Annotated in this window: 23 protein-coding genes and 1 other RNA gene; 8 read left to right on the top strand and 16 right to left on the bottom strand. The window is 61.9% G+C overall.

Features of this window, described 5'->3' with window-relative positions:
• Nucleotides 1-26: 26 nt before the first annotated feature.
• The 9 genes from pnp to rimP form a co-directional block, all read right to left on the bottom strand.
• A complete protein-coding gene (gene pnp, locus FHX14_RS06090; RefSeq protein WP_003589352.1) occupies nt 27-2,165 on the bottom strand; it encodes a polyribonucleotide nucleotidyltransferase in 2,139 nt (712 codons plus the stop codon).
• A 356-nt stretch (nt 2,166-2,521) separates the two neighbouring features.
• A complete protein-coding gene (gene rpsO / locus FHX14_RS06095) occupies nt 2,522-2,791 on the bottom strand; it encodes a 30S ribosomal protein S15 (RefSeq protein ID WP_003571238.1) in 270 nt (89 codons plus the stop codon).
• A gap of 153 nt (nt 2,792-2,944) precedes the next feature.
• Nucleotides 2,945-3,796, bottom strand: a complete 852-nt coding sequence (locus tag FHX14_RS06100) for an alpha/beta hydrolase (protein ID WP_003589351.1) — start codon at nt 3,794-3,796, stop codon at nt 2,945-2,947.
• A gap of 113 nt (nt 3,797-3,909) precedes the next feature.
• Nucleotides 3,910-4,842: a tRNA pseudouridine(55) synthase TruB gene (truB, locus tag FHX14_RS06105; RefSeq protein WP_003589350.1), complete on the bottom strand. Its 933-nt coding sequence runs from the start codon at nt 4,840-4,842 to the stop codon at nt 3,910-3,912.
• Between the two features lie 12 nt (nt 4,843-4,854).
• On the bottom strand, nt 4,855-5,259 hold the full coding sequence (rbfA, locus tag FHX14_RS06110; RefSeq protein ID WP_003589349.1) for a 30S ribosome-binding factor RbfA: 405 nt from the start codon (nt 5,257-5,259) through the stop codon (nt 4,855-4,857).
• 161 nt (nt 5,260-5,420) lie between these two features.
• Complete coding sequence (gene infB / locus FHX14_RS06115; RefSeq protein WP_003589348.1) at nt 5,421-8,174, bottom strand: translation initiation factor IF-2; 2,754 nt, start codon at nt 8,172-8,174, stop codon at nt 5,421-5,423.
• Between the two features lie 101 nt (nt 8,175-8,275).
• The gene (locus tag FHX14_RS06120) at nt 8,276-8,974 is read right to left on the bottom strand and encodes an RNA-binding protein (protein ID WP_172643259.1); all 699 of its coding nucleotides are present in this window, start codon (nt 8,972-8,974) and stop codon (nt 8,276-8,278) included.
• Nucleotides 8,971-10,572 carry a transcription termination factor NusA gene (nusA, locus tag FHX14_RS06125; RefSeq protein WP_003589346.1) on the bottom strand — a complete coding sequence of 534 codons (1,602 nt, stop codon included), beginning with the start codon at nt 10,570-10,572 and terminating at the stop codon, nt 8,971-8,973. Before nusA ends, FHX14_RS06120 begins: the two co-directional genes overlap by 4 nt.
• A 59-nt stretch (nt 10,573-10,631) precedes the next feature.
• Nucleotides 10,632-11,237, bottom strand: a complete 606-nt coding sequence (gene rimP, locus FHX14_RS06130) for a ribosome maturation factor RimP (RefSeq protein ID WP_003589345.1) — start codon at nt 11,235-11,237, stop codon at nt 10,632-10,634.
• A 243-nt stretch (nt 11,238-11,480) separates the two neighbouring features.
• On the opposite strand from rimP, the gene FHX14_RS06135 reads away from it, so the two are divergent.
• Together FHX14_RS06135 and FHX14_RS06140 are read left to right on the top strand one after the other, a co-directional pair.
• On the top strand, nt 11,481-13,112 hold the full coding sequence (locus FHX14_RS06135) for an MFS transporter (RefSeq protein ID WP_184376575.1): 1,632 nt from the start codon (nt 11,481-11,483) through the stop codon (nt 13,110-13,112).
• Between the two features lie 8 nt (nt 13,113-13,120).
• Entirely contained in the window at nt 13,121-13,576 is a 456-nt protein-coding gene (locus FHX14_RS06140) for a GNAT family N-acetyltransferase (protein WP_003589341.1), read from the top strand.
• 3 nt (nt 13,577-13,579) lie between these two features.
• Here the strand turns inward: FHX14_RS06140 and FHX14_RS06145 are convergent, their stop codons facing one another.
• Nucleotides 13,580-14,851: a lytic murein transglycosylase gene (locus FHX14_RS06145; RefSeq protein WP_037073379.1), complete on the bottom strand. Its 1,272-nt coding sequence runs from the start codon at nt 14,849-14,851 to the stop codon at nt 13,580-13,582.
• Between the two features lie 182 nt (nt 14,852-15,033).
• Nucleotides 15,034-15,639, bottom strand: coding sequence for a recombination mediator RecR (recR, locus tag FHX14_RS06150; protein WP_012559493.1), 606 nt, complete (start codon nt 15,637-15,639; stop codon nt 15,034-15,036).
• Nucleotides 15,640-15,696: 57 nt separating this feature from the next.
• Between recR and FHX14_RS06155 the strand changes: the two genes are divergently transcribed.
• A complete protein-coding gene (locus tag FHX14_RS06155) occupies nt 15,697-16,314 on the top strand; it encodes an MOSC domain-containing protein (RefSeq protein WP_184376576.1) in 618 nt (205 codons plus the stop codon).
• Between the two features lie 43 nt (nt 16,315-16,357).
• On the opposite strand, the gene FHX14_RS06160 is transcribed toward FHX14_RS06155, so the two are convergent.
• The 4 genes from FHX14_RS06160 to ffs all read right to left on the bottom strand — a co-directional run bounded on the left by FHX14_RS06160 (nt 16,358) and on the right by ffs (nt 19,556).
• Nucleotides 16,358-16,927 (bottom strand): hypothetical protein, encoded by a 570-nt coding sequence (locus tag FHX14_RS06160; RefSeq protein WP_184376577.1) that lies wholly within the window; start codon nt 16,925-16,927, stop codon nt 16,358-16,360.
• A gap of 262 nt (nt 16,928-17,189) precedes the next feature.
• Entirely contained in the window at nt 17,190-17,513 is a 324-nt protein-coding gene (locus FHX14_RS06165; protein WP_003571208.1) for a YbaB/EbfC family nucleoid-associated protein, read from the bottom strand.
• Between the two features lie 20 nt (nt 17,514-17,533).
• Complete coding sequence (locus tag FHX14_RS06170) at nt 17,534-19,414, bottom strand: DNA polymerase III subunit gamma/tau (RefSeq protein WP_184376578.1); 1,881 nt, start codon at nt 19,412-19,414, stop codon at nt 17,534-17,536.
• A 45-nt stretch (nt 19,415-19,459) separates the two neighbouring features.
• Nucleotides 19,460-19,556: signal recognition particle sRNA small type (ffs, locus tag FHX14_RS06175), an RNA gene on the bottom strand.
• An 89-nt stretch (nt 19,557-19,645) separates the two neighbouring features.
• Here ffs and FHX14_RS06180 point away from each other — a divergent pair.
• The 5 genes from FHX14_RS06180 to FHX14_RS06200 all read left to right on the top strand — a co-directional run bounded on the left by FHX14_RS06180 (nt 19,646) and on the right by FHX14_RS06200 (nt 22,543).
• Nucleotides 19,646-20,056, top strand: a complete 411-nt coding sequence (locus FHX14_RS06180) for an HIT family protein (protein WP_184376579.1) — start codon at nt 19,646-19,648, stop codon at nt 20,054-20,056.
• A complete protein-coding gene (gene nudC / locus FHX14_RS06185) occupies nt 20,053-21,012 on the top strand; it encodes an NAD(+) diphosphatase (RefSeq protein WP_054182194.1) in 960 nt (319 codons plus the stop codon). The genes FHX14_RS06180 and nudC overlap by 4 nt, the downstream gene beginning before the upstream one ends.
• Before the next feature lie 4 nt (nt 21,013-21,016).
• Nucleotides 21,017-21,709, top strand: coding sequence for a YafY family protein (locus FHX14_RS06190; RefSeq protein WP_003589329.1), 693 nt, complete (start codon nt 21,017-21,019; stop codon nt 21,707-21,709).
• A 72-nt stretch (nt 21,710-21,781) separates the two neighbouring features.
• Entirely contained in the window at nt 21,782-22,042 is a 261-nt protein-coding gene (locus FHX14_RS06195; RefSeq protein WP_184376580.1) for a hypothetical protein, read from the top strand.
• 132 nt (nt 22,043-22,174) lie between these two features.
• Nucleotides 22,175-22,543 (top strand): VOC family protein, encoded by a 369-nt coding sequence (locus FHX14_RS06200; protein WP_184376581.1) that lies wholly within the window; start codon nt 22,175-22,177, stop codon nt 22,541-22,543.
• Nucleotides 22,544-22,618: 75 nt separating this feature from the next.
• Here the strand turns inward: FHX14_RS06200 and FHX14_RS06205 are convergent, their stop codons facing one another.
• A complete protein-coding gene (locus tag FHX14_RS06205) occupies nt 22,619-23,473 on the bottom strand; it encodes a prephenate dehydratase (protein WP_003589326.1) in 855 nt (284 codons plus the stop codon).
• Between the last annotated feature and the right edge of the window lie 103 nt (nt 23,474-23,576).

Raw genomic sequence — 23,576 nt, forward strand, 5'->3', positions numbered from 1 at the left:
CCGGAATGAAATCGGGGAGACGCGGCTTATTCGGCCGCTTCTTCCTTCTTCTTCTCGTTCGGGATCTCCTGGCCGGTGGCCTGGTCGACGACCTTCATCGACAGGCGGACCTTGCCGCGTTCGTCGAAGCCGAGCAGCTTGACCCAGACCTTATCGCCTTCCTTGACGACGTCCTGCGTCTTGGCAACGCGCTCGGAAGCCAGCTGCGAGATGTGGACGAGGCCGTCGCGGGCGCCGAAGAAGTTGACGAAGGCGCCGAAGTCGGCGGTCTTGACAACAGTGCCTTCGTAGATCTGGCCGATTTCAGGCTCGGCGACGATCGAGTGGATCCACTTGCGGGCCGCTTCGATTTCCTTGCCTGAGGAGGAGGCGATCTTGACGGTGCCGTCGTCCTCGATGTTGATCTTCGCGCCGGTCTTTTCGACGATTTCGCGAATGACCTTGCCGCCGGAGCCGATGACTTCACGGATCTTGTCGACCGGGATGTTCATGACTTCGATGCGCGGAGCGAATTCGCCGAGCTGGCCGCGGCTTTCGGTGATGGCCTTCGCCATTTCGCCGAGAATGTGGGCGCGACCGCCCTGGGCTTGGCCAAGAGCGACCTTCATGATCTCTTCGGTGATGCCGGCGATCTTGATGTCCATCTGCAGCGAGGTGATGCCGTCGGCGGTCCCTGCAACCTTGAAGTCCATGTCGCCGAGGTGGTCTTCGTCACCGAGAATGTCGGAGAGGACGGCGAAGCGATCGCCTTCCAGGATCAGACCCATGGCAATACCTGCAACCGGCTTGGCCAGCGGTACGCCGGCATCCATCAGCGCGAGCGAAGTGCCGCAGACGGTCGCCATCGAGGACGAGCCGTTCGACTCGGTGATCTCGGAGACGACGCGCAGCGTGTAGGGGAACTGCTCAGCCGTAGGCAGCATCGGGCGGATTGCGCGCCATGCGAGCTTGCCATGGCCGATTTCGCGACGGCCCGGAGAGCCCATGCGGCCGGTTTCGCCAACCGAGTAGGGAGGGAAGTTGTAATGGAGCAGGAAGCGCTCCTTGTACATGCCCGTCAAGCTGTCGACATACTGTTCGTCTTCGCCGGTGCCGAGCGTCGCAACGACGATCGCCTGCGTTTCACCGCGGGTGAACAGGGCCGAACCGTGCGTGCGCGGCAGGAGTCCGACTTCCGAAACGATCGGGCGAACGGTCGACAGGTCACGACCGTCGATACGGCTCTTGGTGTCGAGGATGTTCCAGCGAACGATCTTCGCCTGCAGGTGCTTGAAAACGGCGCCGATGACTTCAGCAGTGTACTTCGGCTCAACGCCTTCAGGGAAGAAGTGAGCCTTGACCTTTGCCTTGACGGCGTCGACGGCTGCGTAGCGATCGGCCTTCTGGGTGATTTTGTAGCCTTCGCGCAATTCAGCTTCGAAATGCTTCAGCATCTCGGCTTCGAGCTCGGAGTAATCCTCCGGCTGGAAATCGCGCGGCTCCTTGGCGGCCACTTCGGCGAGCTTGATGATCGCGTCGAGAACCGGCTGGAAGCCCTTGTGGCCGAACATGACGGCGCCGAGCATGACTTCTTCGTTGAGTTCCTTGGCTTCGGATTCAACCATCAGCACGGCGTCATAGGTGCCGGCGACGACGAGGTCGAGGCTCGACTCGTCCATCTCGTCGAGATGCGGGTTGAGAACGTATTCGCCATTGATGTAGCCGACGCGCGCGCCGCCGACCGGGCCCATGAAGGGAACGCCGGAAAGCGTCAGCGCTGCGGAAGCGGCAACCATCGACAGCACGTCGGGATCGTTTTCAAGATCGTGTTGGACGACAGTGACGACGACCTGGGTGTCGTTCTTGTAGCCTTCCGGAAAGAGCGGGCGGATCGGACGGTCGATCAGGCGGGAAACCAGTGTTTCCTTCTCGGACGGACGACCTTCGCGCTTGAAATAGCCGCCGGGGATCTTGCCGGCTGCGTAGGTCTTTTCCTGGTAGTTGACGGTGAGCGGAAAGAAGTCCTGGCCAGGCTTCGGCGCCTTGGCCGAAACGACGGTGGCGAGAACGACGGTTTCGCCGTAGGTGGCAAGAACCGCGCCGTCGGCCTGACGGGCGATCTTGCCGGTTTCGAGCTTCAGCGGGCGGCCGGCCCACTCGATTTCGACTGTGTGTGTATCAAACATGACTTGTCCTTCAATGCGGGAGCACGCGCCATCGCCGATACCAAGGCGCAGCGCACAGTCGACCGCAAATAATGTGACGTATCACGGGCAAGACAACGGGAGGCTTTTCATCGTCGGTTCCTCGATAAATCCGAGATCCCTTGGAAAACCAGTCCAAAGCTTTGAAGAAGCCTTGGCCGAAAGCATCCGGCAATCCTGCCCCATGACAGGTCAACGGTTGGTTTGGCAGAACCGGCCCATCCGGGTCCGCCGATCTTTCCACCGCTTTCAGATAGGGCGCGGCTGGAACATTTCATCGGGAACCGTGTCCCCAAACAGGATCCGGCGGGCGCTCGGAAAGCGCCCGCCGGACAATCTTAGCGGCGGATACCCAGGCTGGAGATCAGCTTGGAATAGCGGCCTTCATCCTTCTTCTTGAGATAATCAAGAAGCGAGCGGCGGCTCGAAACCATCGTCAACAGGCCACGGCGGGAATGGTTATCCTTCTTGTGGTCCTTGAAGTGTTCGGTCAGGTTGTTGATGCGTTCGGTCAGGATCGCGACCTGGACTTCCGGAGAACCGGTATCGCCTTCGACGGTTGCGTATTCCTTGATCAGCGCAGACTTGCGCTCAGCAGTGATCGACATCGGGTGATCCTTTCTAAGAGAGGAGATAAAGGTCGCCAAAAGCCGGGATGTCGTCCAGCTTTGGCCGTGAATGCGAGCAGGCGAACCTGACGCTGGCGCTGCCTATAAACCAATTAAGCAGCGATGGAAAGAGGGGAGCGCCGGCAGCGGTTTTCAGCGGCCCGCCATCGCCTCCCGGATCATCGCATTGTAACCCGCGGGATCCTGCAGCATGGCGAAATGGCTGGCCTCTTTCAGGATCACCAGCTTTGCGCCCGGAATTTCTTTCGCCATCATCTCTGTATGGTCGAGCTTCACGGCTTCATCGTGATCGCCGATGGCGAGCGTGACCGGCACCGTGATCTTTCCGAGATCCGCTGCCGTCCAGGCCGGCTGGGTCGCCCACATCTCGGAGATCTGGGTGACGAAGGCGTCGTACTCGCTCGGCGTCGGCGACAGCTTTCGGTATTGTTCGCCGGCGACGTTGATATAGTCGTTGAAGGTCTTGTTGCTCATGACGTCAGGCTTGACGCCGTCGGTCGTGACGTTGGCCGCCTGGGCAATGACGCGCGTCAGCTTTTCCGGATGGTTCATCGCCATGTCGATGCCGATGATGCCGCCGTCCGACCAACCCACCAGCGTCACCTTGCCGATCTTCAGATGGTCGAGAAGGGCTGCATAATCCAATGTCATCAGGTCGTAGCCGAAGGGCTTTTGGCTGCGCGTCGAGCGTCCATGCCCGCGGCTGTCGGCAACGATGACCAGGTGGTCTTTGGAGAATTCGGCGATCTGGTGACCCCAGACATCGGCATTGCCAAGCCCGCCATGGATGAAGAGCATCGGCTCGCCTTCACCATATTCGGCGTAATACATCTTGATGTCGTTCACTTCAGCCATGCCGCTGGTCTTCGGCACGGGCATCGCCGGAAAAGCCGGAAGCTCTGCCCAGCGCTCGCCGGATTGGGCACCGGTAACGGTGAGAAACATCGAAAACAACGTCAGCAGGCCGATCGCGGTTGCGCGCATCATCATCCCCCTTGTCGGGCCGCCACGGCCCCTCGGGCCGCAATGGCCCCTCGGGCCGGCCCGAAAGGAAGATATCGTATCGCTACCGCCTGACAATCGTCAGCTGCATAGGTTCAGGCAAAAACCCGCTTCGGGCGAAACTCGCCCTGGCCGATCTCACCGATCGCGATCAGCCTGCCGCGGGCCGTCGCATAGGCTTCGCTTTCGGCAATCGGCGCATCGCGGCCGCGCACGAGGATCGGGTTGCCCATCTTCAGCCGGTGCGCCTGGTCGTCGTTGATGACGAGATGGGGCAGGGCCGATAGCGCCTCGCAAGTGTCGATCAGCAGCGCGTCGAGGGCGGCAAGCCGCTCGTCCATGTCCTCGATCGCCTCCAGCGCCACGAGGTCTGCGAGCGGCACCATCGCCTCTTCCGCGAAGGGCGCGACAAAGGTGCGCCTGAGACCCGACACGTGGCCGTAACAGCCGAGCTCGCGGCCGAAATCGCGGGCGAGCGCCCGGACATAGGTGCCCTTGCCGCATTCCACTTCGAAATGCGCGCTATGGGCATCCGGGCAGGCGAGCAGGGTCAGCCGAAAGATATCGACTTCGCGCGAGGGGATTTCGACGGTTTCGCCTTCGCGAGCCAGGTCATAGGCGCGCTCACCCGATATTTTGATCGCCGAAAACTGCGGCGGCACCTGGCTGATGGTGCCGATATAGCCGGGCAGGATATCGCGGATCTGCTGTTCGCTGGGACGGCTGTCCGAGCTTGCGGTCACTTCGCCCTCGAGATCGTCTGTCGCCCGCTCTTCGCCCCAACTGACCGTGAATTCATAGATCTTGCGGCCGTCCATCACATAGGGAACGGTCTTCGTCGCATCGCCGAGCGCGATCGGCAGCATGCCGGAGGCGAGCGGATCGAGCGTGCCGGCATGACCGGCCTTCTGCGCCTTAAAGAGCCACTTGATCTTGGAAACGGCTTCCGTCGAGCCGAAATCCACCGGCTTGTCGAGGATCAGCCAGCCCGAAATCGGCCGGCCTTTGGGTTTGCGTGGTTTGGACATGCGTCTCTTCTGTTATTGTTCGTCGTTATCGCCATCGAGGTCGCGGCTCACCTCGGGCGAACGCAGCAGCTCGTCGATTTTCTTGTAGTTGTCGAAGCTGGTATCGTCGCGGAAGCGCACTTCCGGCATGTATTTCATCTGCCGAAGCTGCTGCCCGAGCCTGCCGCGGATATACTTCGCATGACGGTTCAACGCCTCGATGACGACGCTGTGGTCGGAAACGCCGAGCGGCGTCACATAGGCGGTGGCGATCTTCAGGTCGGGCGACATACGCACTTCCGAGATCGAGATCACCGTCGCTTCGATGACATCGTCGCGCACTTCGCCGCGCTGCAGTACCTGGGTGATCGCGGCGCGGACCTGTTCGCCAACGCGCAGCATGCGCTGCGAAGGCGCGGAAGAAGTTGCTCTGGTCATTGTTATCTCTATTTGCCGATGCGGCTGGGAATCGAACCCGTCAAAGGAGAGCGTCAATGACTCCTTTGGCCGAAAAGGTCAAGCCGGCGGATGCCCGAAAGCCATCCGCCGGCTGGCGAATGGCTTTCGGAAAGCTGATGCTGCGCTTAAAGCGCGGCGGTTTAGAGCGTGCGCGTGATATGTTCGACGCGGAAGCACTCGATGACGTCGCCGGCGCGCATATCCTCGTAATTTTCGAAGGCCATGCCGCATTCCTGGCCCATCGGCACTTCGGACACTTCGTCCTTGAAGCGCTTGAGGGTCTTGAGCTTGCCTTCGTGAACGACGACATCGTTGCGGATGAGGCGGACGCCCGCACCACGTTCGACCTTGCCTTCGACGACACGGCAGCCTGCGACCTTGCCAACCTTGGTGATGTTGAACACTTCGAGGATTTCGGCATTGCCGATGAAGGTTTCGCGCCGTTCCGGAGAGAGCAGGCCCGACATCGCCGCCTTCACGTCATCCACCAGATCGTAGATGATGTTGTAGTAGCGGATTTCGATACCTTCGCGCTCGGCGAACTGGCGTGCCTGCGTATTGGCACGAACGTTGAAGCCGATGATGGCCGCGTTCGAGGCTTCGGCGAGCGAGATATCCGACTCGGTGATGCCGCCGGCGCCCGAATGGACGATGCGGGCGCGGACCTCGTCGGTGCCGAGCTTCTCAAGTGCGCCGGCAATCGCTTCGATCGAGCCCTGTACGTCACCCTTGATAACCAGCGGGAACTCCTTGATGCCGGCGCTCTGGCGCTGCATCATCATCTGTTCCAGCGAACCGCGCTGTCCCGACTGGCGGGCAGCCGCCTTGTCGCGGGCCAGACGCTGACGATATTCCGAGATCTCGCGGGCGCGGCTTTCGCTTTCGACGACGGCGAACTTGTCGCCCGCCTGCGGCGTGCCGGAAAGACCGAGAACCTCGACCGGGGTCGCGGGACCCGCTTCCTTCACATGGTCGCCCTTGTCGGTGACGAGCGCGCGTACGCGGCCCCAGACGTCGCCGGCGACGATGATCTGGCCCGGACGCAGCGTGCCCTTCTGGACGAGCACGGTCGCGACCGAACCGCGGCCACGATCGAGCTGGGCTTCGATGACGGTGCCTTCGGCAGTCCGGTTCGGGTTGGCCTTGAGGTCGAGAATTTCCGCCTGCAGCAGGATCGCCTCGAGCAGCTTGTCGAGGTTCTTGCCGGTTTTGGCCGAAACTTCGACGTCGAGCACTTCACCGCCCATGGATTCCACGAAGACTTCGTGCTGCAGCAGCTGGTTGCGGACCTTCTGCGGATCGGCCTCGTGTTTGTCGACCTTGTTGATCGCAACGATGATCGGAACACCGGCCGCCTTGGCGTGGTTGATCGATTCGATCGTCTGCGGCATCACGCTGTCGTCGGCTGCAACGACCAGGATCGCGATGTCGGTCGCCTGGGCGCCGCGGGCACGCATGGCCGTGAAGGCGGCGTGGCCGGGGGTGTCGATGAAGGTGATCTTCTGGCCGCTCTGCTCCACCTGATAGGCGCCGATATGCTGCGTGATGCCGCCGGCTTCGCCGGAGACCACGTTGGCATGGCGGATGGCGTCGAGCAGCGAGGTCTTGCCGTGGTCGACATGGCCCATGATGGTGACGACGGGCGGGCGCGAAACCAGTTCGCCATCCTCGTCGGAGACGTTGAAGATGCCGAGTTCGACGTCGGATTCCGACACGCGCCGGACCGTATGGCCGAATTCGCTGGCGATGAGTTCGGCAAGGTCGGCGTCGATGACGTCGCCCGGCTTCATCATCTGGCCTTCCTTCATCAGGTACTTGATGACGTCGACGGCGCGTTCGGACATGCGCTGCGACAGTTCCTGAATGGTGATGGTCTCCGGCAGAACCACCTCGCGGGAGATCTTCTCGCGGGTTTCCTGCATCTGACCGCGGCGGAACTTCTCCTGCCGGCGGCGCATCGCCGAGAGCGAACGCCCGCGGGCATTGTCGTCGCCGTCGACGTTGGCAGTAGAGATCGTCAGCTTGCCGCGACGGCGCTCTTCATCCGTCTTCGGACGCGTGGTGACCGGCTTTGCCGGTTCCGGGCGAACGACACGGCCACGGACCGGACCGCCGCGCGCGGCACCCCGATCTTCTTCTTCCTTTTCGTCGCGGCGGCCGCGAACGGCGCCGGGAACAGCAGCGCCCGCTGCCGGGCGGGCAGCAGCCGGTGCTCCAGCCGCATCGGGCCGGCGCGCGGCAGGTGCCGACGATGCCGGCTGCTGCGGGGCGTCGGCGCGTGCTTCGGCCGGAGCCGCTGCTGCGGCAGCAGGTTCAGCAACCACGGCGGGCGCCTCAGCCTGGCGGATGGCCTCTTCAGCGGCCCTGCGGGCAGCTTCTTCCGCTTCGGCTGCCTTGCGGACAACCTCTTCGGCGGCACGGCGCTTTTCGTCCTCGGCGCGGCGGATCGCATCCTGGGCGTCACGCGCCTGAGCGTCGGCAAGCGCACGGCGGCGGGCGTCCATTTCCTCAGGCGACAGATGGTTCAGCACCACCGGACGCGGACGATCGTTCTGGCGCGGCGACTGGTGAGACTGCTGCGGACGTTGGTTCGTCTGGCTGTTGTTGTTGCCCTGCTGGATCCGCGGTGCCGGCGTCGGCTGCTGCGGGCGCGCCTGCACAGGCGCGGGCGCCGGTTCGGCAGCACGCACAGGGGCCACCGGAGCGGCAGGTGTGATCGGCTTTTCGTCTTCCGGGCGCATCGGGCGCCGCTTGCGGGTCTCGACGACAACCGCCTTGGTGCGACCTCGACCCATATCCTGGCGAACGGTGCCCTGGCTCATCCCCGATGGTTTCAGGGAAAGCGTCTTTTTGCCCGTCACGCTGATTGTCTTGTCGTCGTTACTATCGGTCATTCGTTCCCGTTCCTTCGGACAGGGAGCGATGACTAGATCAGACCCTGTCGTTCAATACTGTCGATCAATGAGAATGCGACCGGCCGATGCCGGTGACCGCCTCATTGTTTTTGCCGGCCAGCGTCGCCCGCTGCTGCCCGGGACTGACCGCCAATACGGTACTGTTCGAGCATCTTTGCGCGCTTCACTACACCCTCACCCGCCTGCCCTGCAAGCACTGCGGCATGGATAAAAGCATTCTGGCCCATCAGGCCTTCCATTTCGCTCTCCGAGAAGAGACGGAAGGAAGGTATCTCCTCCTCGGTCTCCATTCCGAGGTGCCAGGCCTTGCGGGCCTGGTCGATTTTCCGGACGCCGTCGTCCGCTGCATCAGTCGCATGGAACACCGCAAGGGCTGCCCCGCTTCTGACTGCGGCATCCACTTTCGAGGATCCGCTGACGAACTGGCCGGCTTTCCGCGCCATGTTCATCATCTGCATCAATTGCGCCGCGAGCAGCCGATCGACGCTCGCGCCGAGATCGTCCGCCGCCTTCACATCCATTTTCAGCGCGCGGGCAAAGAGTTTCTTCGCCACTGCCCTGTCGACCAGCGACCGGTCGATCTTCACCCAGCATCCGCGTCCCGGAAGCTCGCGCTTCAGGTCGGCGACAATCGTTCCATCGGGAGCGGCAACGAAGCGGATCAGCTCTTCCGGCGATCCGCTTTCGCGCGTCACGATGCACATGCGTCCGTTCACGTCATAACCTGCAAGATCGTCGTCCTCATCAGGGAGAGCGTCCGGCTCATGCGCGGTCATCATACTTCCTGTTCGGCTTCGGTGACCTCTTCTTCGGTCCCCTTAGCCAGGTCCTCTTCGGTGATCCAGCCGGCCGAAAGGCGGGCCTGGACGATCATCTGTTCGGCTTCGACGCGCGAGACGTCGAACTTCGAGAACAGGCCTTCGAACTTCTTCGTTTCGCCGTTCTTGCGTTCCGACCAGCCGACGAGGTCGTCGGCGGCACAACCGGCAAAGTCCTCGATCGTCTTGATGCCGTCTTCGCCGAGCGCCACCATCATCTGGGCGGTGATGCCGTTGATTTCGCGCAGCTCGTCCTGAACGCCGAGCGCCTTGCGCTTCTCGTCCATCTCGGCTTCGAGACGCTCGAGGAATTCGCGGGCACGCTGCTGGATTTCCTGCGCCGTCTCTTCGTCGAAACCGTCGATCGAGGAGATTTCGTCGAGATCGACATAGGCCAGTTCTTCGACCGCGGCAAAGCCTTCAGAGGCTAGAACCTGGCCGACCATTTCATCGACGTCGAGCGAATCCATGAACAGGTTGGTGCGCTCGTTGAATTCCTTCTGGCGGCGTTCCGATTCCTCGGCCTCCGTCATGATGTCGATGTCCCAGCCGGTCAGCTGCGAGGCGAGGCGGACGTTCTGGCCGCGGCGGCCGATCGCAAGCGACAGCTGTTCGTCGGGAACGACGACTTCGATACGCTCGGCGTCCTCGTCAAGAACGACCTTGGCGACTTCGGCCGGCTGCAGGGCGTTGACGACGAAGGTCGCCGGGTCCTGGCTCCACGGAATGATGTCGATCTTCTCACCCTGAAGCTCGCCGACGACGGCCTGAACGCGCGAACCGCGCATACCGACGCAGGCGCCGACCGGATCGATCGAACTGTCGTTCGAGATCACGGCGATCTTGGCGCGCGAGCCCGGATCGCGGGCGACCGACTTCACCTGGATGATGCCGTCGTAAATCTCGGGTACTTCCATGGTGAACAGCTTCACCATGAACTGCGGATGCGTGCGCGACAGGAAGATCTGCGGGCCGCGCTGTTCGCGACGGACATCATAGACATAGGCACGGACGCGATCACCATAACGGACGTTTTCGCGCGGGATCATTTCGTCGCGGCGGATGATGCCTTCGCCACGGCCGAGATCGACGATGACATTGCCATATTCGACGCGCTTGACCGTGCCGTTGACGATTTCGCCGACGCGATCCTTGAATTCGTCGAACTGGCGGTCGCGCTCGGCTTCACGCACCTTCTGCACGATCACCTGCTTGGCGGACTGTGCGGCGATACGGCCGAAATCCATCGGCGGCAGTGGATCGGCGATGAAATCGCCGAGTGCGGCGTCCGGGTTGCGGTCGCGGGCAAGCTCCAGCGGGATCTGCGTCGAATAATCCTCGGCCTTGTCGACGACTTCGAGCAGGCGCTGCAGACGGATTTCGCCGGTCTTCGGATTGATGTCGGCCCGGATGTTGGACTCGGTGCCGTAACGGGAGCGTGCCGCCTTCTGGATGGCGTCGGCCATTGCGGCCAGCACGATCTCGCGGTCGATGACCTTTTCGCGCGCCACTGCATCTGCGATCTGCAGAAGTTCGAGCCGGTTCGCACTGACTGCCATTGTCTTGTTTCTCCGTCTTTACTCCAGGGTTCCCGTCCCTGTAGCGGTCTGTTGATCGGTTATTCCTGGTCGTCCGCTTCGTTCTGGTTGGCGGCCTGGGCTTTCGCCAGCTTGTCGGCGCGCAACGCATCACGGATCAGGTCGTCGGTCAGAATGAGCTTCGCATCGCTAAGCGCCGTGAAGGGAATGGTGACCTTCTGCTCTTCCCCGTAAGCGACCTGGTCACGCTCGAGCGTGAAACCATCGACGCCTGCCTCGACGATCTTGCCGCGGAAGCGCTTGCGATTGTCGATCAAAATCGACGTCTCGCATTTCACAAGGTGGCCCTGCCAGCGGACGAAATCGGATTTCCGCACCATCGGACGGTCGATGCCGGGCGAAGACACTTCGAGATGATACTCTTTATCGACCGGATCTTCCACATCGAGGACAGGAGAAATCGCCATCGAGACTTCTTCGCAGTCCTGAACCGTCATCGTCCCGTCGTTGCGTTCGGCCATCACCTGCATCGTCACGCCGTTCTGGTTCAGCATGCGGACGCGGATAAGCCGGAAGCCGATGCCGATCAGGACGGGTTCAATGATATCGGCAAGACGCTGGTCGAGCCCGGTTTCGGTAATCAGCCGCGGCTCAAGTTCGTTGCCTGCGTTTGTCATGTCCGACAAGCGATGCGCTCCTCGCAATTTCATGTTTTTTAGGGATCGCGCTAATAAAAAAGAGCGGGTCCTTGCGGCCCACTCTTCATCAAGCGATCAAGAATTTGAGAGCCATATAGTCGGGTTTTTCCGAAATTGCAAGGTCTGCGACCGATTCGGCCAATTCGCTTCCGGCGAGGCGAAGAGACCTATGGCCAGCGCCGGTCTTGCGCATATATTGCCGTGGGGCGCAACAACAAAAGCGGAGAAATCGTGGCCTACACTTCGTCGACATTGGCGCCTTTGCGGCACGATACCTACCGCACCATCTGGTTCGCCAGCCTGTCCTCGAATTTCGGCGGCCTGATCCAGGCGGTCGGTGCTGCCTGGATGATGACGACGATCACCGCCTCGGAGGACATGGTCGCGCTGGTGCAGACCTCGACGGCGCTGCCGATCATGCTGTTTTCGCTGATCTCGGGCGCTCTCGCCGACAATTACGACCGCCGCCGGGTGATGCTGACGGCCCAGTGCATGATGCTGACGGTCTCGGCTCTGCTGACGATCTTCGCCCTTCTCGGCTGGATCACACCCTGGCTGCTGCTCTTCTTCACCTTCCTGATTGGATGCGGCACTGCACTCAACAATCCCTCCTGGCAGGCCTCGGTCGGCGACATGGTGCCGCGCGCCGATCTGCCGGGCGCCGTCACGCTGAACAGCATGGGTTTCAACATTACCCGCAGCGTCGGCCCGGCCATCGGCGGTGTCATCGTCGCAGCAGCCGGCGCGGCGGCGGCCTTCGCGGTGAACACCGTGAGCTACCTCGCTTTGATCTATGCCCTGCTGCGCTGGCGCCCGAGCACGCCGGTCTCGACCCTGCCGCGCGAGGCGCTCGGCAGCGCCATCTTCGCCGGCCTGCGTTATGTCTCGATGTCGCCCAATCTCGAAAAGGTTCTCCTCCGGGGGCTGCTCTTCGGCATCGGCGCCAGCTCGATCCTGGCGCTGCTGCCGGTCGTGGCACTCGATCTCGTCGGCGGCGGCCCGCTGACCTATGGTTTCATGCTCGGCGCCTTCGGCATCGGCGCGATCGGCGGCGCGGTGTTGAATGCGCGGCTGCGCCAGATGCTGTCGAGCGAGATGATCATCCGTCTGGCCTTTACAGGCTTCGCGCTGAGCGCCGTCATCGCTGCCTTCAGCCCAAGCGCAGTGCTGACCTCGGCCGGGTTGCTCATCTCCGGCGCCTGCTGGGTCTCCGCACTGTCGCTCTTCAACACCATCGTCCAGCTGTCGACGCCGCGCTGGGTGGTGGGACGGGCGCTGTCGCTCTACCAGACCGTCACCTTCGGCGGCATCGCCGGCGGCAGCTGGCTCTGGGGTGTGGCCGCCGATCGCTACGGTGTCGCCGACGCGCTGCTGATGTCATCGGTCGTCATGCTGCTCGGCATCGTGATCGGCCTGCCCTTTTCCATGCCGGCCTTTGCCTCGCTCAATCTCGATCCGCTGAACCGCTTCACCGAGCCGGCTCTCAGCCTCGACATCACCCCCCGCAGCGGCCCGATCGTCATCCAGGTCGATTATGAGATCGGAGATGACGACCTTGCCGAATTCATGCAGCTGATGGGCGAACGCCGCCGCATCCGCATCCGCGACGGCGCCCGCAACTGGGCGCTGATGCGCGATCTCGAAAATCCCGGGCTCTGGACGGAAACCTATCACACGCCGACCTGGGTTGAATATATAAGACACAACCAGCGGCGCACGCAGGCCGATGCTGAAAACACCGACAGACTTCGTGCGCTTCATCGCGGCGAAGGCCCGCTGCATGTCCACCGCATGATCGAACGCCAGGCCATTCCGCCCGATACCGACGTCTTCCACAAGGCGCCGATCGATCTGCATCATTGAGGTGAGTCATGTATAATTTCAGGCTTGCCCGCCAATCCGATCTTGGCGCCATCGTCCGGCTTCTGGCCGATGACGATCTCGGCCGCACCAGAGAGATCATCTCGGAGCCCGTCGACGCGCGTTATCTCTCGGCCTTTGCCGCGATCGAGGCGGATGCCAATCAGCTTCTGGCCGTTGCAATCGACGCTTCCGATCGGGTGGTCGGCTGTCTGCAACTGAGCTTCATTCCCGGCCTGTCGAGGACGGGCATGTGGCGCGGCCAGATCGAAAGCGTGCGCGTCGCGAGCGATCTTCGCGGCTCGGGCCTCGGCTCCGCATTCATCGAATGGGCGATTGGCCAATGCGCCGCGCGCGGCTGCGGCCTCGTGCAGCTGACATCGGACAAGACGCGGGCGGATTCGATCCGCTTCTACGAGAGGCTTGGCTTCGTCGCGAGCCACGAAGGGCTGAAGCGCAATCTCTGAACGCTACTTGAGCTTGCCTTTCATCGTGGCTTCGGGAAAGCAGGTCGGCTTCATGCCGTTCTTCGCCTGCCACTGGCCGATCGAACGCCGGGTCTTGTAGCCCGGCAGGCCGTCGGAACCGCCGACATCGTAGCCCTGCCGTTCCAGCGCCTTCTGCATGGCGGCGACATCCGAGCGCAGCATCTTGCCGACATCGCCCCAGCGACCCTGAAAGGCGCCGCCATTCGAGCCGATCCGGTCGGCGAGATTGCCGATATAGAGCGCGTAGAGATCGGAATTATTGTATTCCTTGATGATGTAGAAATTCGGCGTGACGATGAACTCAGGCCCGTCGCGGCCCGCCGGAACCAGCATCATGCCCTCGGCCTTCATCTCGCTTGAGGGGAAATCCTTGCCGGAGATGCGGTCGATGCCGAGCGAGGCCCAGTGCGACAGCGGCTTTGCCAGATCCGGGCCTTCCTGCGCGCAGGAGACCGCCTCTGGTATCGACACCTCGAAGCCCCAGTCGCGGTCACGCTGCCAGCCCTTCTTGACCAGGAAATTGGCGATCGAGGCGAGCGTATCCGGCACCGAGGTCCAGATATTGCGATGGCCGTCGCCGTCGAAATCGACGGCATATTTCAGGTAGCTCGTCGGCATGAATTGCGGCTGCCCGAGCGCGCCGGCCCACGAACCCTTGAAATCGGCAGGCGTCACGTCGCCGCCGTCGAGAATATGCAGCGCCGCCACCAGTTCGGTGCGGAACATCTCCTTGCGCGTCGACATGAAGGCCTTGGTCGCCAGCACCTCGATCGCCGAATTCGGGATCTTCGCGGCGCCGAAGCCGGTCTCCCGACCCCAGATGGCCAGCACGATCGGCCCCGGCACACCATAGGTCTTCTCGATCCGCTTCAGCGTCGAGCCATATTGCGCGGCAAAGCCGCGGCCGGTTGCGGCAAGCCTCTTCAGATGGTCCTCGTTGAAATAGGGACCGGGCGAGGAAAACTCCGCCTGCGTCTGCTTCTGCTCCTTCGGCGGCGGGAAACCGGGCGGGGCGAGATCGGGCAGGTTCCAGTTCAGGGTGATGCCGGAGAAAGCGGCCTTGAAGCTCTTCTCGGAAATCCCGTTCGCCTTCGCCTCCGGCCAGAGGTCCTTCTGCACCCACGTCTCGAACTGCGCCTCGACATCGGTTTTTGAAGGGGCTGCGTGTGCGGAGAGGGGGAGGAGGGCGGTCATTATCGCCAATGCGAATATCCGCAGCCGTCGTGGAACACCCCCCTCTGTCCTGCCGGACATCTCCCCCACAAGGGGGGAGATCGGCTGGGGGCACCCTCTCGTCCGAACCAAACGCTGCAGATCGCCGCCGCCTGGCGCGCGGTCAAAATTTCGCGACGCCGGTGAAACTTGCCGATCTCCCCCCTTGTGGGGGAGATGCCCGGCAGGGCAGAGGGGGGTATCTTTCGGCATACGCAAGCCCTTCATATCACCGTCCGTGCCCGAAGTGCTGCGGCAAGCGTGCCTTCGTCGAGATAGTCGAGCTCGCCACCGACCGGCACGCCATGCGCCAGCCGGGTGATCTTCACGTTAAGCCCCTGCAGCTGGTCGGTGATGTAATGCGCTGTCGTCTGTCCCTCGACGGTGGCGTTGACGGCGATGATCAGCTCCCGGATGCCGCCTTCACCGATCCGGTCGATCAGCCCGCGAATATTGAGATCGTCAGGGCCGATCCCGTCGAGCGGCGACAGCGTGCCGCCGAGCACGTGATAGGCGGCGTTCATCGCGCCTGCCCGCTCCAGCGCCCAGAGGTCGGATACGTCCTCGACGACGATGATGATGGATTGATCGCGCTGCGTGTCGGTGCAGACGGTGCAGGGATCGACGGTATCGACATTGCCGCAGCGCGAGCAGATCTTCACCTTGTCGTAAGCCTCACCCATCGCATTCGACAGGGGCCCCAGCAGCTGGTCCTTTTTCTTGATCAGATGCAGTGCCGCCCGGCGCGCCGAGCGCGGCCCGAGGCCCGGCACCTTCGCCAGAAGCTGGATGAGTTTTTCGATTTCGGGGCCGGTGACTCGTTTTGCCATGCGCCGTTCTTAGCTGATATGCAACGAAAACGGAATCGCGGAAGGATCGGCCGTCCCATGAAAATCCTGGCGCTTTGCATCGGCAATCCGGAAAGGCTGCCCGGCAAGAGCTACAAGACCGGCATCTTCAAACATGCCGTCAACGGCGCGGTGATGATCGATGCCGAAGGGCTGGTCGGTGATGCCATCTGCAACCGCAAACACCATGGCGGCGTCGATCAGGCCGTCTATATCGAGGGATCGCTGACGCTCGACTGGTGGGCGCAGCAACTCGGCCGCCCGTACGAGCCCGGCACCTTCGGCGAAAACATGGTGATCTCAGGCCTCGACAATCGCGACGTTTCCGTCGGCGACCGATTCATATCGGGCGATCTCGACCTCGAAGTCAGCGCATGCCGTATCCCCTGCGCCACCTTCGCCGCCAAAATGAACGATCCGAAATTCGTCAAGCGCTATACCGCCGCCGCCCGACCCGGCATTTATTGCCGGGTTGTCACGGGTGGCGTGGCCGAAGCCGGGACGCCGGTGGAATATCAGCCTTTTCCCGGAGAAAGGGTGATGATGCCGGAACTAATGGAAACCTTCGGCCGGCGGCTTTCGGAGGCGGACCGGGCGCGATATCTCGCTGCTCCCATCCACTACAAGCTGCGGGCGATATTGGAGCTCGGAATATAAAGGGCAGTGCGCACCAACAATGGCGATCGCATCCGCGCCGAAGCTATTCCTGGCATGAATCTAGCCGAACAAAAGGAGGCAATATGAATCCAATTTTCCGTTCGTCTTCGGTTAGCAGATCCTTCCGCTTAACTTGGACGCCCATGTGCTTGCTGCAGGCGATGGAGAAGGCGGTCAAATTACCGAAGGCAATGTACGGCGTTTGATCGCCGGAGGAAATGTCGGTGACCGGGATCATGAACGGTGCCGTCTGCTCATTGGATGTAGCCGGATCATTGATTTCTTTAAAGCACTCGTAAGCCACGGATTTGTCACTATTTTTCTTGGCGGTAGGCAAGTCTAAATTGCACATGGGTATCACATCGCTGCATATGACAACGCCGTCGATAGACCAAACCAGTTTGGATTTTCGCCAAGTTTCAAATCTTACCAGTTCCGCATAGAATGGATGTTCTCCAGCGCGCACCTTGTAGAAGATTTTAGTGTCGTCGCCCGGATTAGACTGATCAAAGACATAAACACGTTTGTTTCGATCGCACTGACCCGCATTGACAACCGTCGGCATGGCCAAGGCGGCGGCGAGGAAAAGGCGAAAAACGCCAGCGATATTCATGAAAAGCCTTTGAGATATTGGGTTTACTTGTTGAGAAATATGAGAGCAATTCCAGCAAAACTATGGCGTGTTTTTTGTTTCGAGAACTACTTGAAGGCAAAGAAATAAAGCATGTCGCTGGGAGCGTGCAGAGGCTCCACGATAACGACATGCTTCAAAACAAAAAGCGCATCGCATGAATAAGATTTCATGCGATGCGCTTTTGAATATCTGCGCAAATTCGAAGCAAGCGGAAATACTTTAGAAGGCGAATTGCCTGCTCTCAGAACGGCAGCTTGAAGCCGGGCGGGATCGGCAGGCCGGCGGTCAGCGCCTTGGTCTTTTCGGCGGCGAGCGCTTCGGCCTTGTCCTTGGCGTCCTTATGGGCGGCGACGATCAGGTCCTCGAGGATCTCGACATCGTCTTCCTTGAACAGCGACGGATCGATCTTCAGGCTCTTCAGCTCGCCCTTGCCGGAGATGATGACGGTAACGAGGCCGCCGCCGGCTTTGCCTTCGGCCGTGAGCTCGGCGATCTCCGCCTGCATCTGCTCCATCTTGGCCTGCATTTCCTTGACTTTGCCCATCATGCCCATGATGTCGCGCATCGTCTCGCTCCTTCTTGAAATCAGAATTCTATGTCATCGCCGGGCAGGATATCACCGTCTTCCGATTCGGCGGCGGCAGGCGGGATCGCCTCTTCGGCTTCCTCCTCCGGCGTCGGCGCCCTTACGCGCACGTCGATGATCTTGGCGCCCGGAAACTGTGCAAGGATCGCCGCGACATCAGGGTCTTGGCGTGCATCGCTGACGCGCTGTTGCTGAGCCTTGGCTTCCGCCTCCACCATCGTCGGCCCGCCTTCTTCACGGCTGGTGCTGACGATCCAATGGATGCCCGTCCATTCCTTGAGCTTGACGGCAAGCTCGTTGAGCAGCGTGCCTGGTGCGCCCTCGGTGAGGTTCACATCAAGCCGGCCGGGTTCGATGCGGACGGGCCGCACGAAGTTGCGCACCAGCGCCTTCAGCTTGACGTCCCGCTTCTCGGCGGCGAGCTCGACGATATCGCTGACCGAATTGACCGGGACGAGCGGCTTCGGTGTCTCAGCCGGTTTCGTCTCGATCCGTCCGACAGGCATCGTCTCGGGCTGGCTGCTCGGCACGGCGCGCAACATCGCCACCGGCGCGGACGCCTGCGGCTTGCCAGGCGCGATTTCTGGCGCGCGTGCCGCGACGCTGCTTTGATAGGGAACACGCGTGCCGCTGCCGCCGCCATTGCCTGATGGCGAGGAGGAAGGCCGCGGGCCGGCATTGTCGCCGGAAAATTCGCCAAGCCGCCGCGCCGCATCCTCGGGCGCCGGCAGATGCGCGGCATGCGCGAGGCGGATCAGCACCATTTCGGCCGCACCCGCCGTCCGCGACGAGCCTTCCGTTTCCGGAATGCCCTTCAGCAGCATCTGCCAGATGCGCGACAGCGTCGTGACTGCGACGCCTTTGGCGAATTCCGCCGCCTTGGTGCGCTCGACTTCGCTGAGCGAGGGATCGTTCGCCGCATCCGGCACATATTTCAGCCGCGTCACCAAATGGGTGAAATCGGCAAGATCGGTCAGCACCACCACCGGATTGGCGCCGGCCTCGTATTGGCTCTGGAATTCGCCGAGGGCTGCGGCGACGTCTCCCTTGACCACATGCTGGAAGAGGTCGACGATCCGGGCGCGGTCGGCAAGGCCGAGCATTCCGCGCACGGCTTCCGCCTGCACCGCACCTGCGCCATGGGCGATCGCCTGATCGAGCAGCGACAGCCCGTCACGCGCCGAGCCTTCGGCCGCGCGTGCAATCATCGCCAGCGCATCCGGTTCGGCCTCGATGCCTTCCTTGGCGGCGATTGTCGAAAACAGCCCGACGAGATCCGACGCGCTGATGCGGCGCAGGTCGAAACGCTGGCAGCGCGACAGCACGGTGATCGGCACCTTGCGGATTTCGGTGGTGGCGAAGATGAACTTCACGTGCTCCGGCGGCTCTTCCAGCGTCTTCAACAAGCCGTTGAAGGCCTGCGTCGACAGCATGTGCACTTCGTCGATGATATAGACCTTGTAGCGCGCCGAAACCGGCCGGTAGCGCACCTGCTCGATGATCTCTCTTATATCGTCGATGCCGGTATGGGAGGCGGCATCCATTTCGATCACGTCGACATGCCGGCCTTCCATGATCGCCTGGCAGTGTTCGCCGGGCGTGCGAAGGTCGATCGTCGGCTTGTCGACATCGGATGTCTTGTAATTCAGCGCCCGCGCCAGGATGCGCGCCGTCGTCGTCTTGCCGACGCCGCGCACGCCGGTCAGCATATAGGCTTGTGCGATGCGGCCGGTTTCGAAGGCGTTGGTCAGCGTGCGGACCATCGGCTCCTGGCCGACCATCAGGTCCGTGAAATCCTTGGGGCGGTATTTGCGAGCCAGCACCCGGTACCCGGTGCCCGTCGAGGCGGCATCTTTTGATTGTCGCTCGGTGTCGCTCATCGCCCTGCTTGTCGCCCGGATCGTCGGGCACTTCGTGGAGAGAAGGTGGGAGGCTGGCACGATGACCCGTGCCGGGCTCGTTAGGGCTGCTTCCTTCCGGACCTGACCCGGTTGGCGAGTGGCTCGTCCACCACCAACCTCCCGGATGCACATATCGGCAATATCGTCATCAAAAGCAAGCCAACATGCGAAAAAACTGCTAGTCGTTGGAAAACATGAGGAGAATGCCCTTTGAAAGGTTTCGCGCTCGACCCCCGGCTGGAAAACGACAGCGTCAGCATCATGGTCACCGGTCTCTGTGATCTGAGATTGTCGAAAGATGCCCGCTGGCCCTGGCTCATTCTCGTGCCGCGTCGGGCTGAAATCACCGAAATCTTCGAGCTGACGCCGCTCGACCAGGTGCTGCTTGCCTTCGAGACCGAGCTTGTCGCCAAAGCGCTGAAAGAGATCACCGGTGCTGCAAAAATCAATATCGGGGCTCTTGGCAATATCGTCCGCCAGCTTCATGTTCATGTCATTGCCCGCTTCGAAGGCGATGCCAACTGGCCGGGTCCCGTCTGGGGCTTCGGACAGGCGGAGCCTTACGAGGACGGAAAGAGAGACGAATTCATAGCGAAGCTGCGGGAAGCCCTTTCATCATGAGTCATTCGCTTTTCGATTCGGATGTGCCGCATCCCGAACCCAGCAATCTCACGGCTTTTGCCGCCAACGACCTCAATCGCGATTCCGAGCATCGCGACGAACACTCCGTCGAAAAGGCGCTGGCAAGGGACGGCACGCATATCTTCGCCTTCGCTGGGGATAAGCTGGTGCTGAAGCATGACGGCCAGGTGCTCGATCCGCTCTTTGCCCGCTACGAGCTGAAGGAATTGCAGCCGGATTGGGACGAGACGGTGCTTCTCGGCTACCGCAAATCCGGCGAGCCGCGCCTTGCCGTTCCCGTCGGCATCGACGTAGAGAACCTCGCCAGCCAGTATAAGCCCGCCGACGGCCGCACGCTGTTTCGCGAAATGCTGATCGACGAGGTGCTGCTCGGGGAATTCGCCCAGGCCGCGAGCCTCATCCGCTGGAATGGCGACAACCGCTTCTGCGGCCGTTGCGGCTCGGCGATGGAGATCCACATCGGCGGCTACAAGCGTGTCTGCGCCGCCTGCGAACACATGATCTTCCCGCGCACCGACCCCGTCGTCATCATGCTGACCATCGACGAGAGCCGCGACCTTTGCCTGCTCGGCCGCAGCCCGCATTTCGCGCCCGGCATGTATTCCTGTCTTGCCGGCTTCGTCGAACCCGGCGAGACCATCGAAAACGCCGTGCGCCGCGAAACGCTGGAGGAATCGGGCATCCGCACCGGTCGCATCCGCTACCACGCCTCGCAGCCCTGGCCGATGCCGCACTCGCTGATGATCGGCTGTTACGCCGAGGCCAAATCCACCGAAATCACCCGCGACGAGACGGAGCTGGAGGATTGCCGCTGGTTCACCCGCGCGGAAACGATCGAGATGCTGGAACGCCCGAGCGCGACAGGCAAGGCCTCGCCGCCGAAAGGGGCGATCGCCCACCGCCTGATGCGCGACTGGGTGGAGTGGAAGCGATAGCGCCATGCCGGTCGCCCGCTCGGAACGGCTGCTGACGCTGCTCCAGACGCTTCGGCGTTACCGGCGGCCGGTGACCGGTATCGTGCTTGCCGAGGAGACCGGCGTCAGCCTGCGCACGCTCTATCGCGATATCGCCAGCCTGCAGGCCCAGGGGGCGATGATCGAAGGCGAAGCCGGTATCGGCTACGTGCTGAAGCCCGGCTTCATGCTGCCGCCGATGATGTTTTCCGAAGAAGAACTGGAGGCGCTGGTTCTCGGCTCGCGCTGGGTCGCCCGCGCCGCCGAGCCGCGCCTGGCCGGCGCCGGCGCCGATGCGCTGGCCAAGATTGCTGCGGTGCTGCCGGCCGATATGCGGGACATGATCGATTCGGCCGCCCTTTTCGTCGGCCCCAAGCGCCGGGACGAGGACAAGGCTGACGTTTCGGCCATCCGCCGGGCGATCCGCCTCGAGCGTATTCTCGAACTGCATTACGGCGACGAACAGGGCCGGATCTCGCGTCGCCGCGTCTGGCCTTTCGCACTCGGCTATTTCGAGCATGTGCGGGTCCTCATGGCCTGGTGCGAACTGCGCCAGGACTTCCGCCATTTCCGCACCGACCGCATTATCGACATGACGCTGCATGAGGTGCGCTATCCGCGCCGCCGCACGGTTCTTCTGAAGGAATGGCGCGAGCAGGACGTGCCGCTTGAGAACTGAAACGCTGCTGCCATAAACTGTCAGCAGTCAGGATTAATATCAGTGCCAATCCACCAGGAAGGAGTACTGATCATGGCAATGCCTCCCGCCATCCATTTCGCCAATGAGCGTTTTACAGCTGAGACCTTTGCCGATGTGATTTCGGCCGAAACTTTTGCCGACGTCCGCCAATCGGCGCGCTCCGGCTTTCTGCGGCTGGTCATCGGCTTTCTCCGGAATCCCGGGAGAAGCCGCCCGAAACTCGATCTTGAATCGACACCGGATTCCTTGAAGCGTGACCTCGGCTTCATGGACGGGCGCAGCCCGCGCCGCGAGGATCGGTTTCCGCTCTAGACCATCTCATCGTCATCCGCATCAACCCGGCAGATGAGGGCGTTGCTTCGGCAGCGTCCGCTGCGTCCTGCTGCCATTCATTGGCAGCAGCGGGCCTCGCCTTTTCCATTTCACATAAACGGGAGAACCGAAATGACCAGCCCCAACCTGATAATCCTTTACGTCAAGGACCCCGGCGAAAGCGCCAGTTTCTACCGCAACCTCCTGAACCGCGAACCGGCCGTGGAAGCGCCGAATTTTGTCGCCTTTCCGCTCGAGGGCGGTTTCACTCTCGGCCTCTGGCGGCGCAGCAAGGTCGAGCCGCAGCCCTCCGCCATCGGCAACCGTGGCGAAGTGGCCTTCATGGTCAAGGGGGAAAATGCCGTCGCCCGGCAGTATGAGGATTGGCGCGGTCGCGGCCTGCCGATCGCTCAGGAACTGACCGAACTGGATTTCGGCCCGACCTTCGTCGTGCTCGATCCGGACGGTCATCGGCTGCGCGTCTGCGAGCCGGATAAATAAGAGCCGATGTCGAGGCCCCTCGTGCATATGCCCGGAAGTGTGCAGCGCTTCCGGGCATATGCATAGAACAAAGAGCTACAGCAGCCCTCGCATCGCATGCCCCTTGTAGACGCCGAGGATGCGCACCTTCTCGGAGAAGAACCGCAGCTCTTCCAATGCCCGGCGCACGTTCGGATCGTTCGGGTGGCCTTCGATATCGGCGTAGAACTGCGTCGCCACAAATCTGCCGCCGAGCTGATAGCTTTCGAGCTTGGTCATGTTGATATTGTTGGTGGCGAACCCGCCGAGCGCCTTATAGAGCGCGGCCGGAATGTTGCGGACGTTGAAGACGAAGGTGGTGACAACCTTTTCATCCGCCGAATTCCGTTGCGCCCATTCCTCGTCGCGCGACAGCACGACGAAGCGGGTGACGTTGTTTTCGGTATCCTCGACATTTTCGGCGATGATCTCGAGCCCGTAGAGATCGGCGGCAAGGCGTGGCGCCAAGGCGGCCATCGACCGATCGCCGGTCTCTTTCACCAGCTTTGCCGCGCCGGCCGTATCGCCGGCGATGATAGGCTTCCAGCCATTGGCGCGGACGATCTTGCGGCACTGGCCGAGCGCGTGGATATGGCTGTGCACCGTGCGGATCTCGTCCTTGGTCACCCCCGGCAGCACCATCAGCTGGAAGCGGATCGGCATGAAATATTCGCCGATGATGTGCAGCCGCGATTCCGGCAGCAGATGGTGGATATCGGCGACGCGCCCGGCGATCGTGTTCTCGATCGGGATCATCCCGATATCCGCGTCGCCATTGTCGACCGCCGTGAACGCATCCTCGAAGGTCTGGCAGGGCAGCGGCTCCATGGTCGGAAACATGTCGCGGCTGGCCATGTCGGAATTGGCGCCGAATTCGCCCTGGAAGGCGATCCTGTTGGTCTTGATGTTCATGATGGTTCCGTCAGTTCGACTTAGAGCATGATGCCGAAAAGTGTGAGCGGTTTTCGGACGACATCATGCTCTAACTCTTTAATTGAGAACAGGATTCAGATTT

It is taken from the genome of Rhizobium sp. BK619 (assembly GCF_014195245.1).
Taxonomy (GTDB): domain Bacteria; phylum Pseudomonadota; class Alphaproteobacteria; order Rhizobiales; family Rhizobiaceae; genus Rhizobium; species Rhizobium acidisoli.